Origin of the sequence: Variovorax paradoxus, from assembly GCF_009755665.1 — a bacterium.
Lineage (GTDB): Bacteria > Pseudomonadota > Gammaproteobacteria > Burkholderiales > Burkholderiaceae_C > Variovorax > Variovorax paradoxus_G.
This window is the reverse complement of record NZ_CP046622.1, coordinates 1,513,290-1,528,299: the sequence shown is the minus strand read 5'-3', so window position 1 is coordinate 1,528,299 and position 15,010 is coordinate 1,513,290. Positions and strand designations below refer to the sequence as shown.

Below are 15,010 nucleotides of genomic sequence, written 5' to 3'. Positions count from 1 at the left end.
CTCATCAGGCCTTAGGGCCTGAACCCATAAAAAACGGCGCCAATTGGCGCCGTTTTTTTATGGAGAAACGAGGAGATGCCAGCCGGCAACAACGACCCGCAGCAATGTCGCAGCCGAATGCTCAGGCCTTCTCCGCCTGGGCCGCGCGCTTCCACGCTGCAGCGGCCTGCTCCGCGTCTCCGCGAGCCTCGGCCAGTTCGGCTAGCGCGAGCCATGCACGGCGATAAAGGTCCGTGTCCTGCAAGCCCATGCCGGCCTGCATGAGCAGCTGCTGGGCTTTGCCCCACAGTTGCCGTTTCATGCAGGCCATGCCGGCCAGGTATTGCAGATTGGGGTCGCTCGGGTTGTTGCGTTGCGCCGTCTCGATGCGGGCGAGCCAATCGGCATCCACCGAATCGAGCCCCGCCTCGAGCGCGCGCGCCAACCTGACGCGCAACGCATCGCTGAGGCCGCGCGGCTGCGACACCATGCGCTCCCAGGCCGGCAGCAGCCAGCCGCGCGCCAGCGCCAGGTCGCCGCGCAAGGCCACCATGCGCTGGGCGGCATGAATCGCCACTTCGGGCATTTCGCGCTCGGCAACGTCGAGCTCGCCCCAGGCGCGGAGCAATTGCGCCGGGTCGTGCGCGCCGCCCAGCAGTTCGGTGGCCAGGCCGCGCACGATGCTCTGCGCCGCCGCGTCGGAAAAGGCACGGTGCTTCGCGAGCAGGCGCGCGGTTTCCAGCGCTTCCAAAGTGCGCCGGTCCTGGCGGGCCGCCTTCAGGCGAATGCGCAGCGCAAGCGTTCGCCGCTGCACGCCTTGCGGAAGCTCTTCGAGCCGGGCCAGTGCGCCTGCGGGGTCGTGGTCTTCGATCGCCCAGCGTGCGGCGCGCAGCTGCACGCCCTCGCGCGTCTCGGGGCTTGCAAGCACGGTCCGATCGACGCTTTCATTGAGGGCTTGCTGCAGATGGGCATCGCGCGCCGGGCGGTCTTGCAATGCCTGTGCGCTCTCGGCGGCCAGCAAATGCGAGATCACGCGGACCTGCTGCGCTTGCGGCAGGTTGGCGCCCAGCGCTGCCAGCGTTTTCTCTTGCACCAGCGCGGCTTGTGCGGCCTTGCGTGCGCGCGAGAAGCGGCCTGAGAGCAGCTGCACCATGGCATCGAGCAAAGCCGAATGCAGCGTGCGTTCCTTCTGCTGCAGCCGCCACTGGCGTGCCTGGGTCGGAAGAGAGAACAGCGCCGCCAAGCCCCGCAGCGCAAGGTGCAGCAGCGCGAAGGCGCCCAGCAGGATCACCAGCACCAGGTTCAGCGAAAGGTCCACGCGCCACGGCGGCCAGAACACGGTGATCGTGCCCTGGTTGTTGCCGGCGAACAGCGCCACCGCCGCGGCGATGGCGAACAGCGCCAGAAGCCAGAGGGCTGCTCTCATGTCAGCGCCCCGCCGCTGCCGTCGCCAGCGCGGCCAAGGTGTCGTCGATGCGCGGAGGTTCGGAGGTCTTCACCTGTGCCTGGAGCTGCTGCAGCAGCGTAGCGGCCGCTTGCGTGCGCCGCGACGCGGGATCGAAATAGCGGTTCAGCGATGCGGACACCGTGGCGAGCTCGCTGCGCGCGGAATCCACCTGCCGGGACAGCAGCGAAAGCCTTGCATTGAGCAGCTTGAGCTTGAGGTTCTCGCGCAGAAAGTACGTCTGGTCGGGCGCCAGCAGCACGGCCTCCGGCCGCTCGATGCGACCGACGCGCACCAGCGACCGCAGTTCGGCACGCACGGTCAACAGCGCCCGCTCCCACCAGGCCGCATCGGCCGGAATGGGCTCTGGCTGCCAGGCATTGACGCCGGAGCCGCGCGTGGCCACGGCGTTGAGTGGCGGCAGGTCGTCCACGCTGCGCATCAGTTCGTCCAGTTTCTGCAGCGCCTCGCCGCTGTCGGCGCTCGCGCTGCTGCGCAGGCGGTCGGCGTCGCGCTGCATGGCGCGCTGCAGCGGCGCGAGCCTGGGCTGCGCGGCGCGCGCGATGCGCAGGTCGCCGGACTTGAGCGCTGCCAGCAAGGGCTCCACGCTGCCCGTGACCTGGGCCTGCTGCAAGGCCAGGCGCACGGCCGATTCGATGTCGACCACCAGGTTCTCGTCGCGCGAACGCGAGAGGCTTTGCATGAGTTCTTCGAGTTGCGAGCGCTGCAGCGCAACTTCGGCCACACGGGTTTCGGTGAGGGCGGCGCGTGCGGCGGTGTCGCGCACAGTGTCCATTGCCTGCCGCGCGAGCGTGCGCGCCTCGAGCGATTGGGCCTGCGCATCCGCGCTCTGGCGCGCGAGCTGCTCTTGCATGCCGCTCACCTTCTGCCAAAGCGCGATCGCAATGGCCAGGGCCGCGAGCGACACGATGGCCAGCAGGCCAAAGCCGATGCGGGAGAGCGTTGTTGCGGCGGCCGCCAGCGCCTCTGGCGACTGCGGCGCCGCGAGCGTTGCGGGCACCGGCGCGGCGGCAGTTGGGGGGGAGAAGTCGTCGGACGGAGACGCGGCACTCATGAGAAGGATTCTATCGACGCGATCAACGCCTCACGCTGGGGGCTGCACACGCACACCGTGCCGAAACCCGCAGCGCGCGCGGCTTCGCCAATGCGTGCGTGAGTGGCCACCGCGCCGGCGGCCTGCCAGTCGGTCGAGGGCATTGCCAGCCGCAAATTGGCGATCGCCTCCGAGCTGCTAAACAGCCAGATTGCACGCCCTTGTGCACCGTCGAGTGCGAGCGCGCGCTCCTCGTCGCCAAGGGAGGGCGGCAGGCGACGGTAGGCGACCACCGTGTCGCGCAATCCATGCGCGGCATCAATTTCGTTGGCGAGCCAGTCGCGCCCTTTGGGGTTGCCCGCCGCGTCGCCGCCGCGCACGATCAGCACCCGCACGCCCGCCGAAACCTGGCCTTTCACCCGTTCCCACAGGGCTTCGGAGTCGAAGCTCGCTGCATCGGGCGGCGGTGCGTCGATGGCTTCGTCGGGCACGCCGGCGCGCCGAAGGGCACGCGCAGTGCCGGGGCCGGTGGCCCAGAAGCGCGGCCCCGCCGCCACTGCATTCTTCTCGGCATGGAAAAAGAAGTGCTCGACTGCGGCCGCGCTCACGAACATCAGGGCGGCGAAGTCCGAAATTCGCCGCCAGGCGGCCCGCAGGGGTTCCACGTCGGTTGCCGGTTCGATCACGATCAGCGGCAACGCCGCCGCAGCCAGGCCCGCGGCGCGAAAGTCGTCCACCCACTGCGCGGCCTCGCGGGCCGGCCGCGTGACAATGACAGGCTTGGCGGCCATTTGTCTCTGGTCTGCGCTCAGTGCGCGCCTGCATCGCGCAGCAGATCCGCGGCCCGTTCGCCGAGCGCGCCTGCCTGCGCGAAATCGGCTGCTTCGGCCTGGGCGTGAATCCGCACCAGCGCGGCATTTCCTTCAGGGTCGCCCCAGGCGGCATCGATGCGCAGCGTGCCGTCGGTCTGCCAGCGTGCGTGCGCCGCCAGCGGCATAGAGCAGCTGCCACCCATCGATCGGCTCACCGCGCGCTCGGCGGCAGTGGCCAGCCAGTCGCTGCGGTACGACAGCGGCGCGAGCAATGCAATCAGGTCGGCGCGGTCGGCCCGCACCTCGATGCCGAGCGCGCCCTGTCCTGCCGCCGGCAGCATGGTGTCGGGATCGAACGCGACGCGGATGCGCGATTCGAGGCCGAGCCGCTTGAGCCCGGCCGCCGCGAGCACGATGGCGTCGTACTGGCCTTCGTCGAGCTTGCGCAGCCGGGTGTCGAGATTCCCCCGCAGCGGCTCGATGCGCAGGTCGGGCCTCATGGCGCGCAGCAGCACCACGCGACGAAGGCTCGAGGTACCGACCACCGCGCCCTGCGGCAGTTCTTCCAGCGAGGCATACCGCGGCGACACCAGCGCGTCGCGCGGGTCTTCGCGCTCGAGCACGCAGGCCAGGACAAAGCCCTCGGGCAAATCCATCGGCACGTCCTTGAGCGAATGCACCGCGATGTCGGCGCGGCCTTCTTCCAGGGCGAGTTCGAGTTCTTTCACGAAGAGGCCCTTGCCGCCCACCTTGCTGAGCGACTTGTCGAGGATCTGGTCGCCCCGCGTGGTCATTCCCAGCAGGCTGACCGTGTGGCCTCTTTCTTGCAGCAGCGCTTGCACGTGTTCGGCTTGCCACAGGGCCAGCCGGCTTTCGCGCGTGGCGATCACGATGTTGCTCAAGATCGCTCCCAAAAAGTACATGTTTCAGACCGCCGGAATGCTAGCATGTTGCGCCGCAGCAACGCAGGCGACGTCTCCTTTCTAGTCCAGGAAAAACATCGAATGAAAGCCAGCAAGACTCCTGCGCCCGCGAAGCGCCGGCAAGCCGAAGACCAGCCACTGATCGACGACATCCGGCTGTTGGGCCGCATCCTCGGCGACGTCATCCGCGAGCAGGAGGGCGAAGAGAGTTACGCGCTGGTCGAGAAGATTCGCACGCTCTCGGTGGCTTTTCGCCGCGACGCGGACCATGCGGCCGACCGCGCACTCAAGAACCTGCTCAAGGGCCTGAGCGCGGCCGAAACGGTGCGCGTGATTCGCGCCTTCACCTACTTCAGCCACTTGGCCAACCTGGCGGAAGACCGGCACCTGATTCGCCGCCGCACAGAGGCCGAGCGTGCCGGCGAGAGCGCCGACGGCGACCTGCAGACCGCTCTTGCACGCATCCGCAAGGCCGGCGTCAAGCCCGACGAGGTGGTGGCCTCTCTTGCACACAGCTACGTGTCGCCAGTGCTTACCGCACACCCCACTGAAGTGCAGCGCAAGAGCATCCTCGACGCAGAGCGCGCCATTGCGCAGCTGCTCACCACGCGCGACGAAATCAAGCTTCGCCAGAGCGCCTACGCAGGTGGCAAGGACGCGCTCACGCCGCTCGAATTTGCGGAGAACGAAACGCAGATGCGCATCCGCGTCACGCAGATCTGGCAGACGCGCCTGTTGCGCTTCTCCAAGCTCACGGTGGCCGACGAAATCGAAAACGCGCTGAGCTATTACGAAGCCACCTTCCTGCGCGAGATTCCGCGCGTCTATGCCGACCTCGAAAAAACTCTGGGCCAGAACGGCGTGGTGCCCTCCGTGGCGCCCTTCCTGCGCATGGGCCAATGGATCGGCGGCGACCGCGACGGCAACCCGAACGTCACGGCCGAAACGCTCGAGTACGCATTGCGCCGGCAAGCCGAGCTGGCATTGCGTCACTACCTGACCGAGGTGCACTACCTCGGCGGAGAGCTCTCGCTCTCGGCCACGCTGGTGGATGTGTCCGTTGAGATGCAGGCGCTGGCCGAGCGCTCGCCGGACACCAGCGAGCACCGCAAGGACGAGCCCTACCGCCGCGCACTCACCGGCGTGTATGCGCGCCTTGCGGCCACGCTGCGCGACCTGACCGGCGGTGAAGCCGCGCGCCACGCCGTGCCGCCGCAAAACCCCTATACCGCGGCCGAAGAATTCCTGGCCGACCTTCGCACCGTGGAAGAGTCGCTCAACGAAAAGCACGGCAGCGTGCTGGCCGCGCCGCGCCTGCGGCCGTTGATCCGGGCGGTGGAGGTGTTCGGTTTTCACCTGGCGACGGTCGACCTGCGCCAGAGTTCCGACAAGCACGAAGCCGTGATCGCCGAACTGCTGGCCACCGCGCGCATCGAGCCCTCGTATGCCTCGCTCGCCGAGGAAGCCAAGCAGCAGTTGCTGCTCAAGCTGCTCGACGACGCACGTCCGCTGCGCGTGCCCGATGCCGAGTATTCGCCGCTCGCGCAAAGCGAGCTTGCGATCTTCGCGGCAGCGCGCAACGCGCGCGCACGCTACGGCGCGGCGGCCATCCGCCACTACATCATCAGCCACACCGAAACGGTGAGCGACCTGCTCGAGGCCTTGCTGCTGCAAAAGGAAGTGGGCCTGCTGCGTGGTGCAATGGGCAGCAACGCAACCTGCGACCTGATCGTGGTGCCGCTGTTCGAAACCATCGAAGACCTGCGCAACGCCGCGCCCATCGTGCGAGCCTTCTACGCCCTGCCCGGTATTGCCGAGCTGATAGAGCGCTCGGGCGCCGAACAGGACGTGATGCTCGGCTACAGCGACAGCAACAAGGACGGCGGCATCTTCACCAGCAACTGGGAGCTCTACCGCGCGGGCATTGCGCTGGTGTCGCTGTTCGACGAGCTCAACAAGAAAAAGAAGAACAATCCCATCCGCCTGCGCATGTTCCATGGCCGCGGCGGCACGGTGGGACGCGGCGGCGGCCCGAGCTACCAGGCCATCCTCGCGCAGCCGCCGGGCACGGTGCGCGGCCAGATCCGGCTCACCGAACAGGGCGAAGTCATCGGCTCGAAATACGCCAACCGCGAGATCGGCCGGCGCAACCTCGAAACGCTGGTGGCCGCCACGCTCGAAGCCACGCTGCTGCCGCAAGGCAAGTCGGCACCCGCCACCTTTCTTTCAGCGGCCGCAGAGCTGTCGACCGCGAGCATGGCGGCGTACCGCAAGCTGGTCTACGAAACCCCGGGCTTTGGCGACTATTTCTTCGGCTCCACGCCCATCCGTGAAATTGCCGAGCTCAACATCGGCTCGCGCCCCGCATCGCGCAACCCGAGCCACAAGATCGACGACCTGCGCGCCGTGCCATGGAGCTTCAGCTGGGGCCAGTGCCGGCTCACCATACCGGGCTGGTTCGGCTTCGGCTCGGGCGTGGAGCAGTTCCTGGCGTCGGCCGGCACCCCGGCCGCGCGCAAGGAGCGCGTGGCGCTGCTGCGCCGCATGTATGCGCAATGGCCGTTCTTTCGCACCCTGCTCTCCAACATGGACATGGTGCTTGCCAAGAGCGATCTCGCATTGGCCTCGCGTTATGCCGAACTGGTAGGCGACCGCAAGCTGCGCCAGAAGGTGTTCTCGATGATCGACACCGAATGGCATCGCACCTCCGACGCGCTCACGCTGATCACCGGCGCCAAGCAGCGCCTCGAAGGCAACGCCGAGATGCAGCGCTCGGTGCGCCACCGCTTTCCGTACATCGATCCGCTGCATCACCTGCAGGTCGAGCTGATGCGGCGCTATCGCGCGGGCGAAGGCGGCGAGCGGCTGCAGCGGGGCATCCACATTTCAATCAACGGCGTGGCAGCCGGCTTGCGCAACACGGGCTGATGCGATGAACCCACAGGCAACCGCTCCGGCATGAGCAGCACCATACAGTCCCGGCGCAAGCTGATCGTCGCCGTCCTGCTGTGCGTGGCCGTCGGCGGCGCGGTCGTGCGGCACTACGCAACACCCGGCTCGACCACGCGCGACGTCGGCACGCTGCTGATGGTGCTGTGGGTGCCGATCATCGGCAACGTCATCGCGTGGCTCATCGGCAAGCTGCCGCGGCGTGCACCACCCGCGCAGCCCGCGACCTTCGATGCGGCGCGCACCTTCACGCCGCATCTTTCGGTCGAGCTGACGCTGCGCCCGCCGGCACTGCCTTCGCACGACGTGCCGTTGCCCGCCGGCGAATACCGCTGCGCGCTGGTGATCGGCAACGAAGGTTTTTCCGCGCGCTGGCTCGTGCCGCACGGGGCGCAGCTCGAACGCGGAAAGCCGCATGCGCTCGACGTCGAGCTGCTGACGCCAGGCGTGGCAAGCGCGCGGTTTCCCGACGGTGCGGTCTTTCGTGTACTGGTCGGCGACTCTTTCATCGCCGACGGCCGGGTGCTGCAGCATCGCCCTGCTGTCATCTGACGCGGCGCTGCAACGCGCGATTGTTCGCCACCGGGAAACTGACTACTGCTGGCAAGGCCCTTTGTGAGGAGCCCGTCCGCTTCGACACTGGACGGCCTTTCGCAAACAACGCATCGGCGCGCGCCTTTTTGGCCGGTGCGACTCCAGGACCTTTCCCATGATGAATTCACCCAGCAGCAACCCCTGCATCGACGATCTGTCGCCCGAGCCGGTCAAGACGACCCGCTCCGCCTGGCTGGCCGTCAGCTCGATTGCCGTCGGCACCTTCGCAATGGTTTCGACCGAGTTCATGCCCATCGGCCTCCTGACCGACATCGCCCGCGGGCTCAATGTGTCCGACGGCACGGCCGGCCTGATGATCACCATGCCCGGCGTTCTCGCTGCGTTCGCAGGGCCCGGGCTCATCGTCGCTTCGGGGCGCCTGGACCGGCGCACGGTGCTGATTGCGCTCACCACGCTGCTGATCGCATCAAACCTGCTGGCGGCCTTTGCGCCCAACTTCGCCACCATGCTGGTCGCGCGACTCATGCTGGGCCTGTGCGTGGGCGGCTTCTGGACCTTTGCACCGGCCGCCGCCACCCAGTTGGTACCGCAAGCCTCGAAGGCGCGGGCCATGTCGCTGGTGCTGGCTGGCGTATCCGCGGCCACGGTGCTCGGCGTGCCCGCGGGCTCCTTGCTTGGCACGCTGTTCGGCTGGCGCGCCTCGTTCGCGGTGACGGGCGCGCTTGCCGCGGTCGTGCTGCTGGTGCAGCTGTGGCTGTTGCCTGCAATACCGCCAGTGCGCGCCATCGGCGCACGCGACCTGCTCACACCGTTGACGCGCCGCATGGCGCAGGTCGGCCTGCTTGCCGTGCTGTTCTTCATCGCCGGCCACTTCGCGGCCTACACCTACCTGAAGCCGCTGCTGCAGCAGGTGTTCGGCCTGGCGCCGCACTCGGTCTCCACGCTGCTGCTGGTGTACGGCGCCGTGGGCTTCATCGGCACCTTCCTCGGCGGCAGCCTGGTGGCGCGCAGCGTGCGCGGCACCACCCTGCTCGCGGCACTGATGCTTGCGACCGCGCTGCTGCTCTCGACGGTGATCGGCAGCGGCTTCGTGGCCGGCGCGGTGGTGGTCTTTATCTGGGGCGTGGCCTTCGGCCTGATTCCGGTGGCGCTCACGGGCTGGATGATGGAAGCGGTGCCTGATGCACCCGAAGCCGGACAGGCACTGCTGGTGAGCGGCTTCCAGGTGGCCATTGCCTCGGGTGCGCTGATCGGCGGCGTGACGGTCGACAACTACGGCATCTCGAGCGCCATGGTGCTCAGCGGCGCGCTGGTGCTGGTTGCCGCGCTCATCGTCGGCACGCTGGGCCGCGCACGCGGCGGCGCGGCGCGGGCTACGTCTTCGGCCTTTTCACCGGAGTAACGGCCGGAGTAACGGCCGAACTCCCCGTCTTGCCCGCCGCAAGAATCGCATCGAGCACCACGCGCAGCGCCTTGCTGACCGGCTTGTCGCGCCGTATCACGATGGCCAGCGTGCGGTGCATGCCGGGGTTCAGTCGGCTTGTCTTCAACCCGGGGTGGGCGCCGCGGCCCGCCATGGCCATGCGCGGCACGATGCCGTAGCCCAGCCCCGCGGCCACCATCTCCTTCATGGCCTCGACACTGCCCAGCTCCATCACTGGCTGCGGCTGCAGGCCTTCGGCGGCAAACCACCGGTCGACCAGCTTGCGCGTGTTGGCCGCGGGCTCGAACAGCACCAGCGGGAGCGCGGCCAGGTCGGCTGGCCCCACGCGGGCTTTCAGCGGAGCGAGATCGCCGCGGCCGATGGCAACGAACTCGTCGTCCAGCACCGGCAGCACGCTCAGCGAACGGCCCGCCGCCGGCAGCGTGACCAGTGCGAGGTCGATGCTGTTTTCTTCCACCTTGCGGACCTGGTCGTCGGTATTGCCGGTGCTCACCACGATGCCAAGGGCCGGAAACTGCTCCCGCAAGCCGCGCAGCAAGCCCGGCAGGAAATAAAGGCAGGCCGTTGCGCCGGCGCCCAGCCGAACACGGCCGGTCACGCCGCTGGTGTGGTCCGCCAAGGCGTCGATGGCGTTCTCCACCGCGGTCTCGATGTGCTGGGCGTGCAGCAGCAGTGCCGCACCGGCGGGCGTGGCCTTGGCCTGCCGGCCCACACGCTCCACCAGGCGCACGGCCAGCTTGCGCTCCAGCTGACGGATCTGCAGGCTTACCGCGGGCTGCGTGAGGCCGAGCCTGTCGGCTGCGGCGGAGAAGCTGCCGGTTTCAATGACCAGCCCGAAGGACTTCAGCTGGTCGAGGTTCAATGTCTTTTCCAAAGTATTCCTTATGCTTTGCATAGGTTAGCCAAGCTTCACTTATCCAGTAAAGGCCGTCAAGATCCGGGGCATGCCCTCACAGACTCTCGCCTCCACCTCCTTCGAGATCGTCGACGCCGAACCGCACCACATGCCCGCGGTGCAGGCCATCTACAGCCACTACGTGCTGCACGACCTGTGCTCCTTCGAGGAAGAGGTTCCCACCGTCCAGCAGATGCAGGCGCGGCGCGCCGACGTGCTTGCGCGCGGCCTGCCCTACCTTGTGGCAATGAAGGACGGCGAAGCGGCAGGCTATGCCTATGCAAGCCCCTACCGCAGCCGGTCCGCGTACCGCCACACGGTGGAGGATTCGGTCTACATCGCGCAAGGCATGCAGGGCCACGGCATCGGCAAGGCGCTGCTTCAGGCGGTGATCGGGCGCTGCACCGACGGCGGCTTCACGCAGATGGTCGCGGTGGTCGGCAACAGCGCCAATGCCGGATCTCAGCGCCTGCACGAAAGCCTTGGCTTCGACACGGTGGGCGTGCTGCGCAACGTGGGCTTCAAGTTTGGGCAGTGGGTCGACACCGTGCTCATGCAACGTGCACTGCGCTGAGCCGGCGCCCGCACGCGGATGGCTGGCGCTGCTGTGCGCGAGCCGGCTGCTGCAGGCGATGATCGTTACAGCCTACTCCGGCGTGCTGCCCTTCATGATGGCCGACTGGCACATGACGGCCGCGCAGGCCGGTTCTATCCAGAGCGCCTGGCACATCGGCTACATGAGCTCGCTGTTCGCGGTGGGCCTGCTGGCCGATCGCTTCGGCCCGCATCGCGTGTTCCTTGTCGGCAGCATCATCAGTGCATTCGCTGCAGCGGCTTTCGCGGTCTTCGCACACGACCATCGTTCGGCCATGCTGCTCTACGGCCTGACGGGGTTGTGCGCGGGCGCCTCGTACACGCCCGGCCTGCAGCTCCTGGCGCGCAACACCGATCCCGCCGTGCGCGGCCGCGCGATGGGGCTGTTTCTCGGCGCGGCGTCGATGGGCTATGCCTTGTCGCTCGCGATGGTGGCGGTGTTGAGCCATGTGCAGCACTGGCGGCTCGGGCTGTTCGTGGCGGCGGGCTGCACCTTCGCGGGTGCGTTGCTGACGCTGCCCGCACTGCGGCGCATGCGCCCGCCCGCGCCGCCCGCCAGTGCCGGCACGCCGCGCGAAGGCGCTTGGCATGCACTGCGCGAAACGGTGCGCGACAAGCCCGCGATGGCCGGCAACTGGGCCTATGCATTCCATTGCTGGGAGCTGATGGCGCTGTGGGCGTGGCTGCCCGCCTACCTCGTCGCTTCCGCGGGCGGCAGTACGCCGTGGCAAGGCGCGGGCATTGCACTGGCAGCGCTTGCGCACCTGGTGAGCGTGTTCGGCAGCATCGCGGGCGGCTCCGCGTCCGACCGGTTCGGCCGTGCGCGAATCATGATGGTCGCCACGGTGGCCAGCCTGTGCATGTCGTTCAGCTTCGGCTGGATGTGGGCCTGGCCGCTGTGGCTGCTGGCCGCGATGGCCGCCATCTACAACCTGCTTGCCATCGCGGATTCGTCGGTCTATTCGACCGCGCTGGCCGACGTGGTGGCGCCGCACCGCTTGGGCGTGGCGTACTCGGTACGCTCGGTGATGGGCTTCGGCGCGGGTGCCTTGAGCCCCTGGGTGTTCGGCCTGGCGCTGGACTGGGGACAGTCGCACTTCGGCTTCGGCAGCACCTACGGCTGGGTCGCGGCATGGAGCTCCGTCGGGCTCGGTGCGCTGCTGGGGCCGTGGATGATCGTGCGCTTCTCAAGGCTGAACCAGGCCCGCGTCCCATCCAGGTGAAGCCCTCTTGTGGAGCCGGCTGCCTAGTCTCCCAGTAGTTCCCCGATCGGCTGCAGGTCTTCCACCCGGTCGCAGATCGACTTGACGACCATGGTGATGGGAATGCCCAGCAGCAGCCCCCACACGCCCCAGAGCCAGCCCCAGAAGATCACGCCGACGAACACCGCCACGGGGTTCATGCGGCTAGTGCGGCTGGTGAGCCACGGCAGCAGCAGGTTGCCCACCAGGGTGTGGATGAGCAGCGACGTACCAGCCACGAGCAGTCCCATTTCAATGGTGTTGAACTGCAAGAAGGCAACCAGCCCCGCCGCAGCCATGACGATGACGGAACCGATGTACGGAATGAGGTTGGTCACCGCCGCAACAATGCCCCACACGGCCGCGTTCTCGAGCCCCAGGCCCCAGAACGCGAGCCCCGTGGCAACGCCGACCAGCACGCTGGTGAGTATCTGCACCAGCAGGTAGCGCTCGATGTTGCGCGTGATGTCGTCCAGCACGTGCACGGTGATCTTTTTCTTTTCGAGACTGGGGCCGGTGATCTTGATCAGCTTGCGCCGGAACGTGTTGCCCGAGCACAGCGCGAAGAAGGTCAGAAAGACCACCAGCGTGAACTGCCCTGCCGCGGCCAGCAGCCCGACGGTGCCGCTCCAAAGGTACTCGCGCACGTTGAAGGCCGGCCGCTCGATGACGACCCGCGCCACGCCCTTGCGGGCCGCGACGCGGGCGGAGTTTTCCTCGGCCGCGCGTTCTAGCTGCGCGGCAGCCTGCTGCACGCTGTCGAGCGGCGTGGCGCTGGCGCTCTTGTTGCTGCGCGTAGCCTGCCGCAGCTTTTGCGCCGCAACCGGCAACGAATCGAGCAACTCCGAGGCGCTGCCTGAGAGCGAATGGCCCGTCCAGCCCAGTCCCCCGGTCAGGCCCAGCAGGATCACCGTCGCGCCGATCCAGCGCGGCACGTTCCAGCGCTCCAGCCGGTCGACCAGCGGCGACAGTGCGTAGCTCAGCAGCAAGCTCACCATCAGCGGAATGAACACCGCCGCAGCCCATCGCAACGCGAAGACGCCGGCCAGCACCGCAAGCACCACCAGCGAAGCGCTGCGCACATCGACCGGCATGTGCAGCAGCATGCGCGGGGGTTCGGGCTCCGGTTCGGGCTCGGCGGCGGCGGCGGCTTGCGGCGCGGGCGGCGCCGCGGGTTCGGGGGGCAATTCGGGCGGAGTTTCGGCAGCCTCCGGCGGAGGCTGTCCTGCTGCCGTTGTCTCGTCGGCGGTGTTCTTGTCGTCGGTCATCGGGCTTCCTTCAGCACTTCGCGCACTGCAGCCAGTTGCCGCCGCGAAACCGCGACGGGTTCGGGAATCGCGTCTAGACGCAAGGCCCAGCCTTCGGCGTCTTCCCCGTCATCGTATTTCTCCAGCGCGCGGATGGCGGTGCGCGCGACCAGCGCATTGCGGTGCACCCGCAGAAAGCGCCCCGGGTACCGCTCTTCGAATTCGTTCAGCGAACCGTCCAGGATGTGGCTGCGGGTGGCGGTGCGCACCGTGAGGTACTTGTACTCCGACTTCAGGTAGAGCACCTCCGAGAGCGGCACCCGCTCGGCGCGGCCCCGGTCTTGAATGAGCACGCTCTCCTGCACGGCGTTGGCCTGCAGCGCCCGCCGCTCCTTCAGAAAACGCTCGGCCTTCTGCAGCGCCTGCTGCAGGCGTTCGGCCCGCACCGGCTTGGTCAGGTAGTCGACCGCATCGAGGTCGAAGGCCGTGACCGCATGCGCCGCGTGGGCGGTCACGAACACCACGGCCGGCGCGTTCGCCTGCTCGCGCAGCATGCGCGCCACCTCGATGCCGTCGACCCCGGGCATGTGGACGTCGAGCAGCACCAGGTCGAGCGCCATGCTCGCCAGGTATTGCTGCGCCTCGGCGCCCTGGGCCGCCTCGGCCACCACTTCGGCCGCGGGCGCTCGGCAGTCGCGCAGCAGGGTGCGCAGCCTGGAGCGCGCCAGGGTTTCGTCGTCGACGATCAAGGTCTTGAGGGTCATGATTCGGCGGGAATGGCAATGCGTACGCGATAGTTCTTCTGGTCCATGCCGGCGCTGAACTGCATCTGCATGTCGTGCAGCAGCCGCAGCCGGTCGCGCACGTTGGCCAATGCAATGCCGTGGCCGCGCGGCAAGGGCTCGTCGGCCCATCGCAGGGGCGGCAGGCTGTTGACCACCTCGATCACCACCACGTCGCCCCGGCGCTCGGTGCGGATGCGCAGCCTGGCGCCTTCGGGGCTGGGCTCCACGCCGTGCTTGATGGCGTTCTCGACCAGCGGCTGCAGCAGCAGCGGCGGCAGCCGTGCGCTGCTGGCCGCGGCATCGAGGTCCCAGCGGATGCGCAGGCGGTCGCCGAAGCGCACCTGCTCGATGGCGAGGTAGCGCTCGGCCAGCGCGATTTCGTCGGCCAGCGTGCCCGATTCGCCGGGGTCGGCCAGCGCCTGGCGAAATAGCTCGGCCAGGTCTTCCAGCATGGTTTCGGCCTTGGCAGGCTCTTCGCGCACCAGCGCAATGGCGCTGTTGAGGGTGTTGAACAGAAAGTGCGGACGGATGCGCGACTGCAGTTCCTCCAGCCGGGCGGTCATGGCGGCGGGCGTCTGGCCGCGCGCGCGCAGCACCATGGCGGCCATGACCATGCCGGCAATGAAGGCGCCCGCCACGGCGCTGGCAAGCCACGGCGCCGTGCCCAGCACACCTGTCAGCCGCAAGAGACCGCAGCCGTAAAGCGCCGAAACGGCGCCCAGCACTGCGCCCGCCGCGTACTGCGCCTGCCGCGGCAGGCGCCCGAGCGGCTTCTTGAGCGCGCAGGCGGCCACCAGCCAGAGCAAGGTCGCTGGCAGCGCGCCGCCAGTGACGGTGGCCGTCTGCACCAGCCATTCGCCCGGGGAGGACGACACGAAAAGCGTGGCGGTCGCCACCAGCGCCTCCACGAAGAGAACCGTGCGCAGGACCACGCCGATCTGGCAGGCGTCGAACAGCCCGGAACCGCCGCGCGCAGGCAAACGCCCTCTTTCCGGCGAGGCCGGAGGCGTGGGGTTGGAGGTGGCCGATAAAATCGCCGGGTTGCGCATCACAGATACATTGGGTAACCAACCCATTATTGCCTCTCG

Annotated in this window: 13 protein-coding genes; 5 read left to right on the top strand and 8 right to left on the bottom strand. The window is 68.1% G+C overall.

The window, feature by feature from the left end; genetic code table 11:
• Window positions 1-121: 121 nt before the first annotated feature.
• The 4 genes from GOQ09_RS07050 to hemC are packed head-to-tail and all read right to left on the bottom strand — an operon-like array spanning window position 122 to window position 4,212.
• Window positions 122-1,405 carry a heme biosynthesis protein HemY gene (locus GOQ09_RS07050; RefSeq protein WP_157612791.1) on the bottom strand — a complete coding sequence of 428 codons (1,284 nt, stop codon included), beginning with the start codon at window positions 1,403-1,405 and terminating at the stop codon, window positions 122-124.
• Between the two features lies 1 nt (window position 1,406).
• Window positions 1,407-2,498, bottom strand: coding sequence for a uroporphyrinogen-III C-methyltransferase (locus GOQ09_RS07045; RefSeq protein ID WP_157612790.1), 1,092 nt, complete (start codon window positions 2,496-2,498; stop codon window positions 1,407-1,409).
• Entirely contained in the window at window positions 2,495-3,268 is a 774-nt protein-coding gene (locus GOQ09_RS07040) for a uroporphyrinogen-III synthase (RefSeq protein ID WP_157612789.1), read from the bottom strand. Before GOQ09_RS07040 ends, GOQ09_RS07045 begins: the two co-directional genes overlap by 4 nt.
• A 17-nt stretch (window positions 3,269-3,285) precedes the next feature.
• Entirely contained in the window at window positions 3,286-4,212 is a 927-nt protein-coding gene (gene hemC, locus GOQ09_RS07035) for a hydroxymethylbilane synthase (protein ID WP_157612788.1), read from the bottom strand.
• Between the two features lie 81 nt (window positions 4,213-4,293).
• On the opposite strand from hemC, the gene ppc reads away from it, so the two are divergent.
• From ppc to GOQ09_RS07020, 3 genes are all read left to right on the top strand, one after another.
• On the top strand, window positions 4,294-7,140 hold the full coding sequence (gene ppc / locus GOQ09_RS07030) for a phosphoenolpyruvate carboxylase (RefSeq protein WP_157612787.1): 2,847 nt from the start codon (window positions 4,294-4,296) through the stop codon (window positions 7,138-7,140).
• 30 nt (window positions 7,141-7,170) lie between these two features.
• A complete protein-coding gene (locus tag GOQ09_RS07025) occupies window positions 7,171-7,713 on the top strand; it encodes a hypothetical protein (RefSeq protein WP_157612786.1) in 543 nt (180 codons plus the stop codon).
• Between the two features lie 157 nt (window positions 7,714-7,870).
• Complete coding sequence (locus tag GOQ09_RS07020; RefSeq protein ID WP_157612785.1) at window positions 7,871-9,118, top strand: MFS transporter; 1,248 nt, start codon at window positions 7,871-7,873, stop codon at window positions 9,116-9,118.
• Here GOQ09_RS07020 and GOQ09_RS07015 read toward each other — a convergent pair.
• A complete protein-coding gene (locus tag GOQ09_RS07015; protein WP_157612784.1) occupies window positions 9,090-10,055 on the bottom strand; it encodes a LysR family transcriptional regulator in 966 nt (321 codons plus the stop codon). The two genes, GOQ09_RS07020 and GOQ09_RS07015, sit on opposite strands and share 29 nt — an antisense overlap.
• A gap of 49 nt (window positions 10,056-10,104) precedes the next feature.
• Here GOQ09_RS07015 and GOQ09_RS07010 point away from each other — a divergent pair, with 49 nt between their 5' ends.
• Together GOQ09_RS07010 and GOQ09_RS07005 are read left to right on the top strand one after the other, a co-directional pair.
• On the top strand, window positions 10,105-10,629 hold the full coding sequence (locus tag GOQ09_RS07010) for a GNAT family N-acetyltransferase (RefSeq protein WP_157612783.1): 525 nt from the start codon (window positions 10,105-10,107) through the stop codon (window positions 10,627-10,629).
• Entirely contained in the window at window positions 10,616-11,872 is a 1,257-nt protein-coding gene (locus GOQ09_RS07005; protein ID WP_157612782.1) for an MFS transporter, read from the top strand. Before GOQ09_RS07010 ends, GOQ09_RS07005 begins: the two co-directional genes overlap by 14 nt.
• A 23-nt stretch (window positions 11,873-11,895) precedes the next feature.
• Here the strand turns inward: GOQ09_RS07005 and GOQ09_RS07000 are convergent, their stop codons facing one another.
• From GOQ09_RS07000 to GOQ09_RS06990, 3 genes are read right to left on the bottom strand one after another with little or no spacing between them, the layout of a single operon-like run.
• Window positions 11,896-13,158, bottom strand: a complete 1,263-nt coding sequence (locus tag GOQ09_RS07000) for an AI-2E family transporter (RefSeq protein WP_157612781.1) — start codon at window positions 13,156-13,158, stop codon at window positions 11,896-11,898.
• Window positions 13,155-13,901, bottom strand: coding sequence for a LytR/AlgR family response regulator transcription factor (locus GOQ09_RS06995; RefSeq protein WP_157612780.1), 747 nt, complete (start codon window positions 13,899-13,901; stop codon window positions 13,155-13,157). The genes GOQ09_RS07000 and GOQ09_RS06995 overlap by 4 nt, the downstream gene beginning before the upstream one ends.
• On the bottom strand, window positions 13,898-14,998 hold the full coding sequence (locus GOQ09_RS06990; protein ID WP_157612779.1) for a sensor histidine kinase: 1,101 nt from the start codon (window positions 14,996-14,998) through the stop codon (window positions 13,898-13,900). The genes GOQ09_RS06995 and GOQ09_RS06990 overlap by 4 nt, the downstream gene beginning before the upstream one ends.
• Between the last annotated feature and the right edge of the window lie 12 nt (window positions 14,999-15,010).

Coding starts and splice junctions, on each gene's coding strand:
- GOQ09_RS07050 (WP_157612791.1), bottom strand. CDS start 1,405: ATGAGAGCAGCCCTCTGGCTTCTGGCGCTGTTCGCCATCGCCGCGGCG.
- GOQ09_RS07045 (WP_157612790.1), bottom strand. CDS start 2,498: ATGAGTGCCGCGTCTCCGTCCGACGACTTCTCCCCCCCAACTGCCGCC.
- GOQ09_RS07040 (WP_157612789.1), bottom strand. CDS start 3,268: ATGGCCGCCAAGCCTGTCATTGTCACGCGGCCGGCCCGCGAGGCCGCG.
- hemC (WP_157612788.1), bottom strand. CDS start 4,212: ATGTACTTTTTGGGAGCGATCTTGAGCAACATCGTGATCGCCACGCGC.
- ppc (WP_157612787.1), top strand. CDS start 4,294: ATGAAAGCCAGCAAGACTCCTGCGCCCGCGAAGCGCCGGCAAGCCGAA.
- GOQ09_RS07025 (WP_157612786.1), top strand. CDS start 7,171: ATGAGCAGCACCATACAGTCCCGGCGCAAGCTGATCGTCGCCGTCCTG.
- GOQ09_RS07020 (WP_157612785.1), top strand. CDS start 7,871: ATGATGAATTCACCCAGCAGCAACCCCTGCATCGACGATCTGTCGCCC.
- GOQ09_RS07015 (WP_157612784.1), bottom strand. CDS start 10,055: ATGCAAAGCATAAGGAATACTTTGGAAAAGACATTGAACCTCGACCAG.
- GOQ09_RS07010 (WP_157612783.1), top strand. CDS start 10,105: ATGCCCTCACAGACTCTCGCCTCCACCTCCTTCGAGATCGTCGACGCC.
- GOQ09_RS07000 (WP_157612781.1), bottom strand. CDS start 13,158: ATGACCGACGACAAGAACACCGCCGACGAGACAACGGCAGCAGGACAG.
- GOQ09_RS06995 (WP_157612780.1), bottom strand. CDS start 13,901: ATGACCCTCAAGACCTTGATCGTCGACGACGAAACCCTGGCGCGCTCC.
- GOQ09_RS06990 (WP_157612779.1), bottom strand. CDS start 14,998: ATGGGTTGGTTACCCAATGTATCTGTGATGCGCAACCCGGCGATTTTA.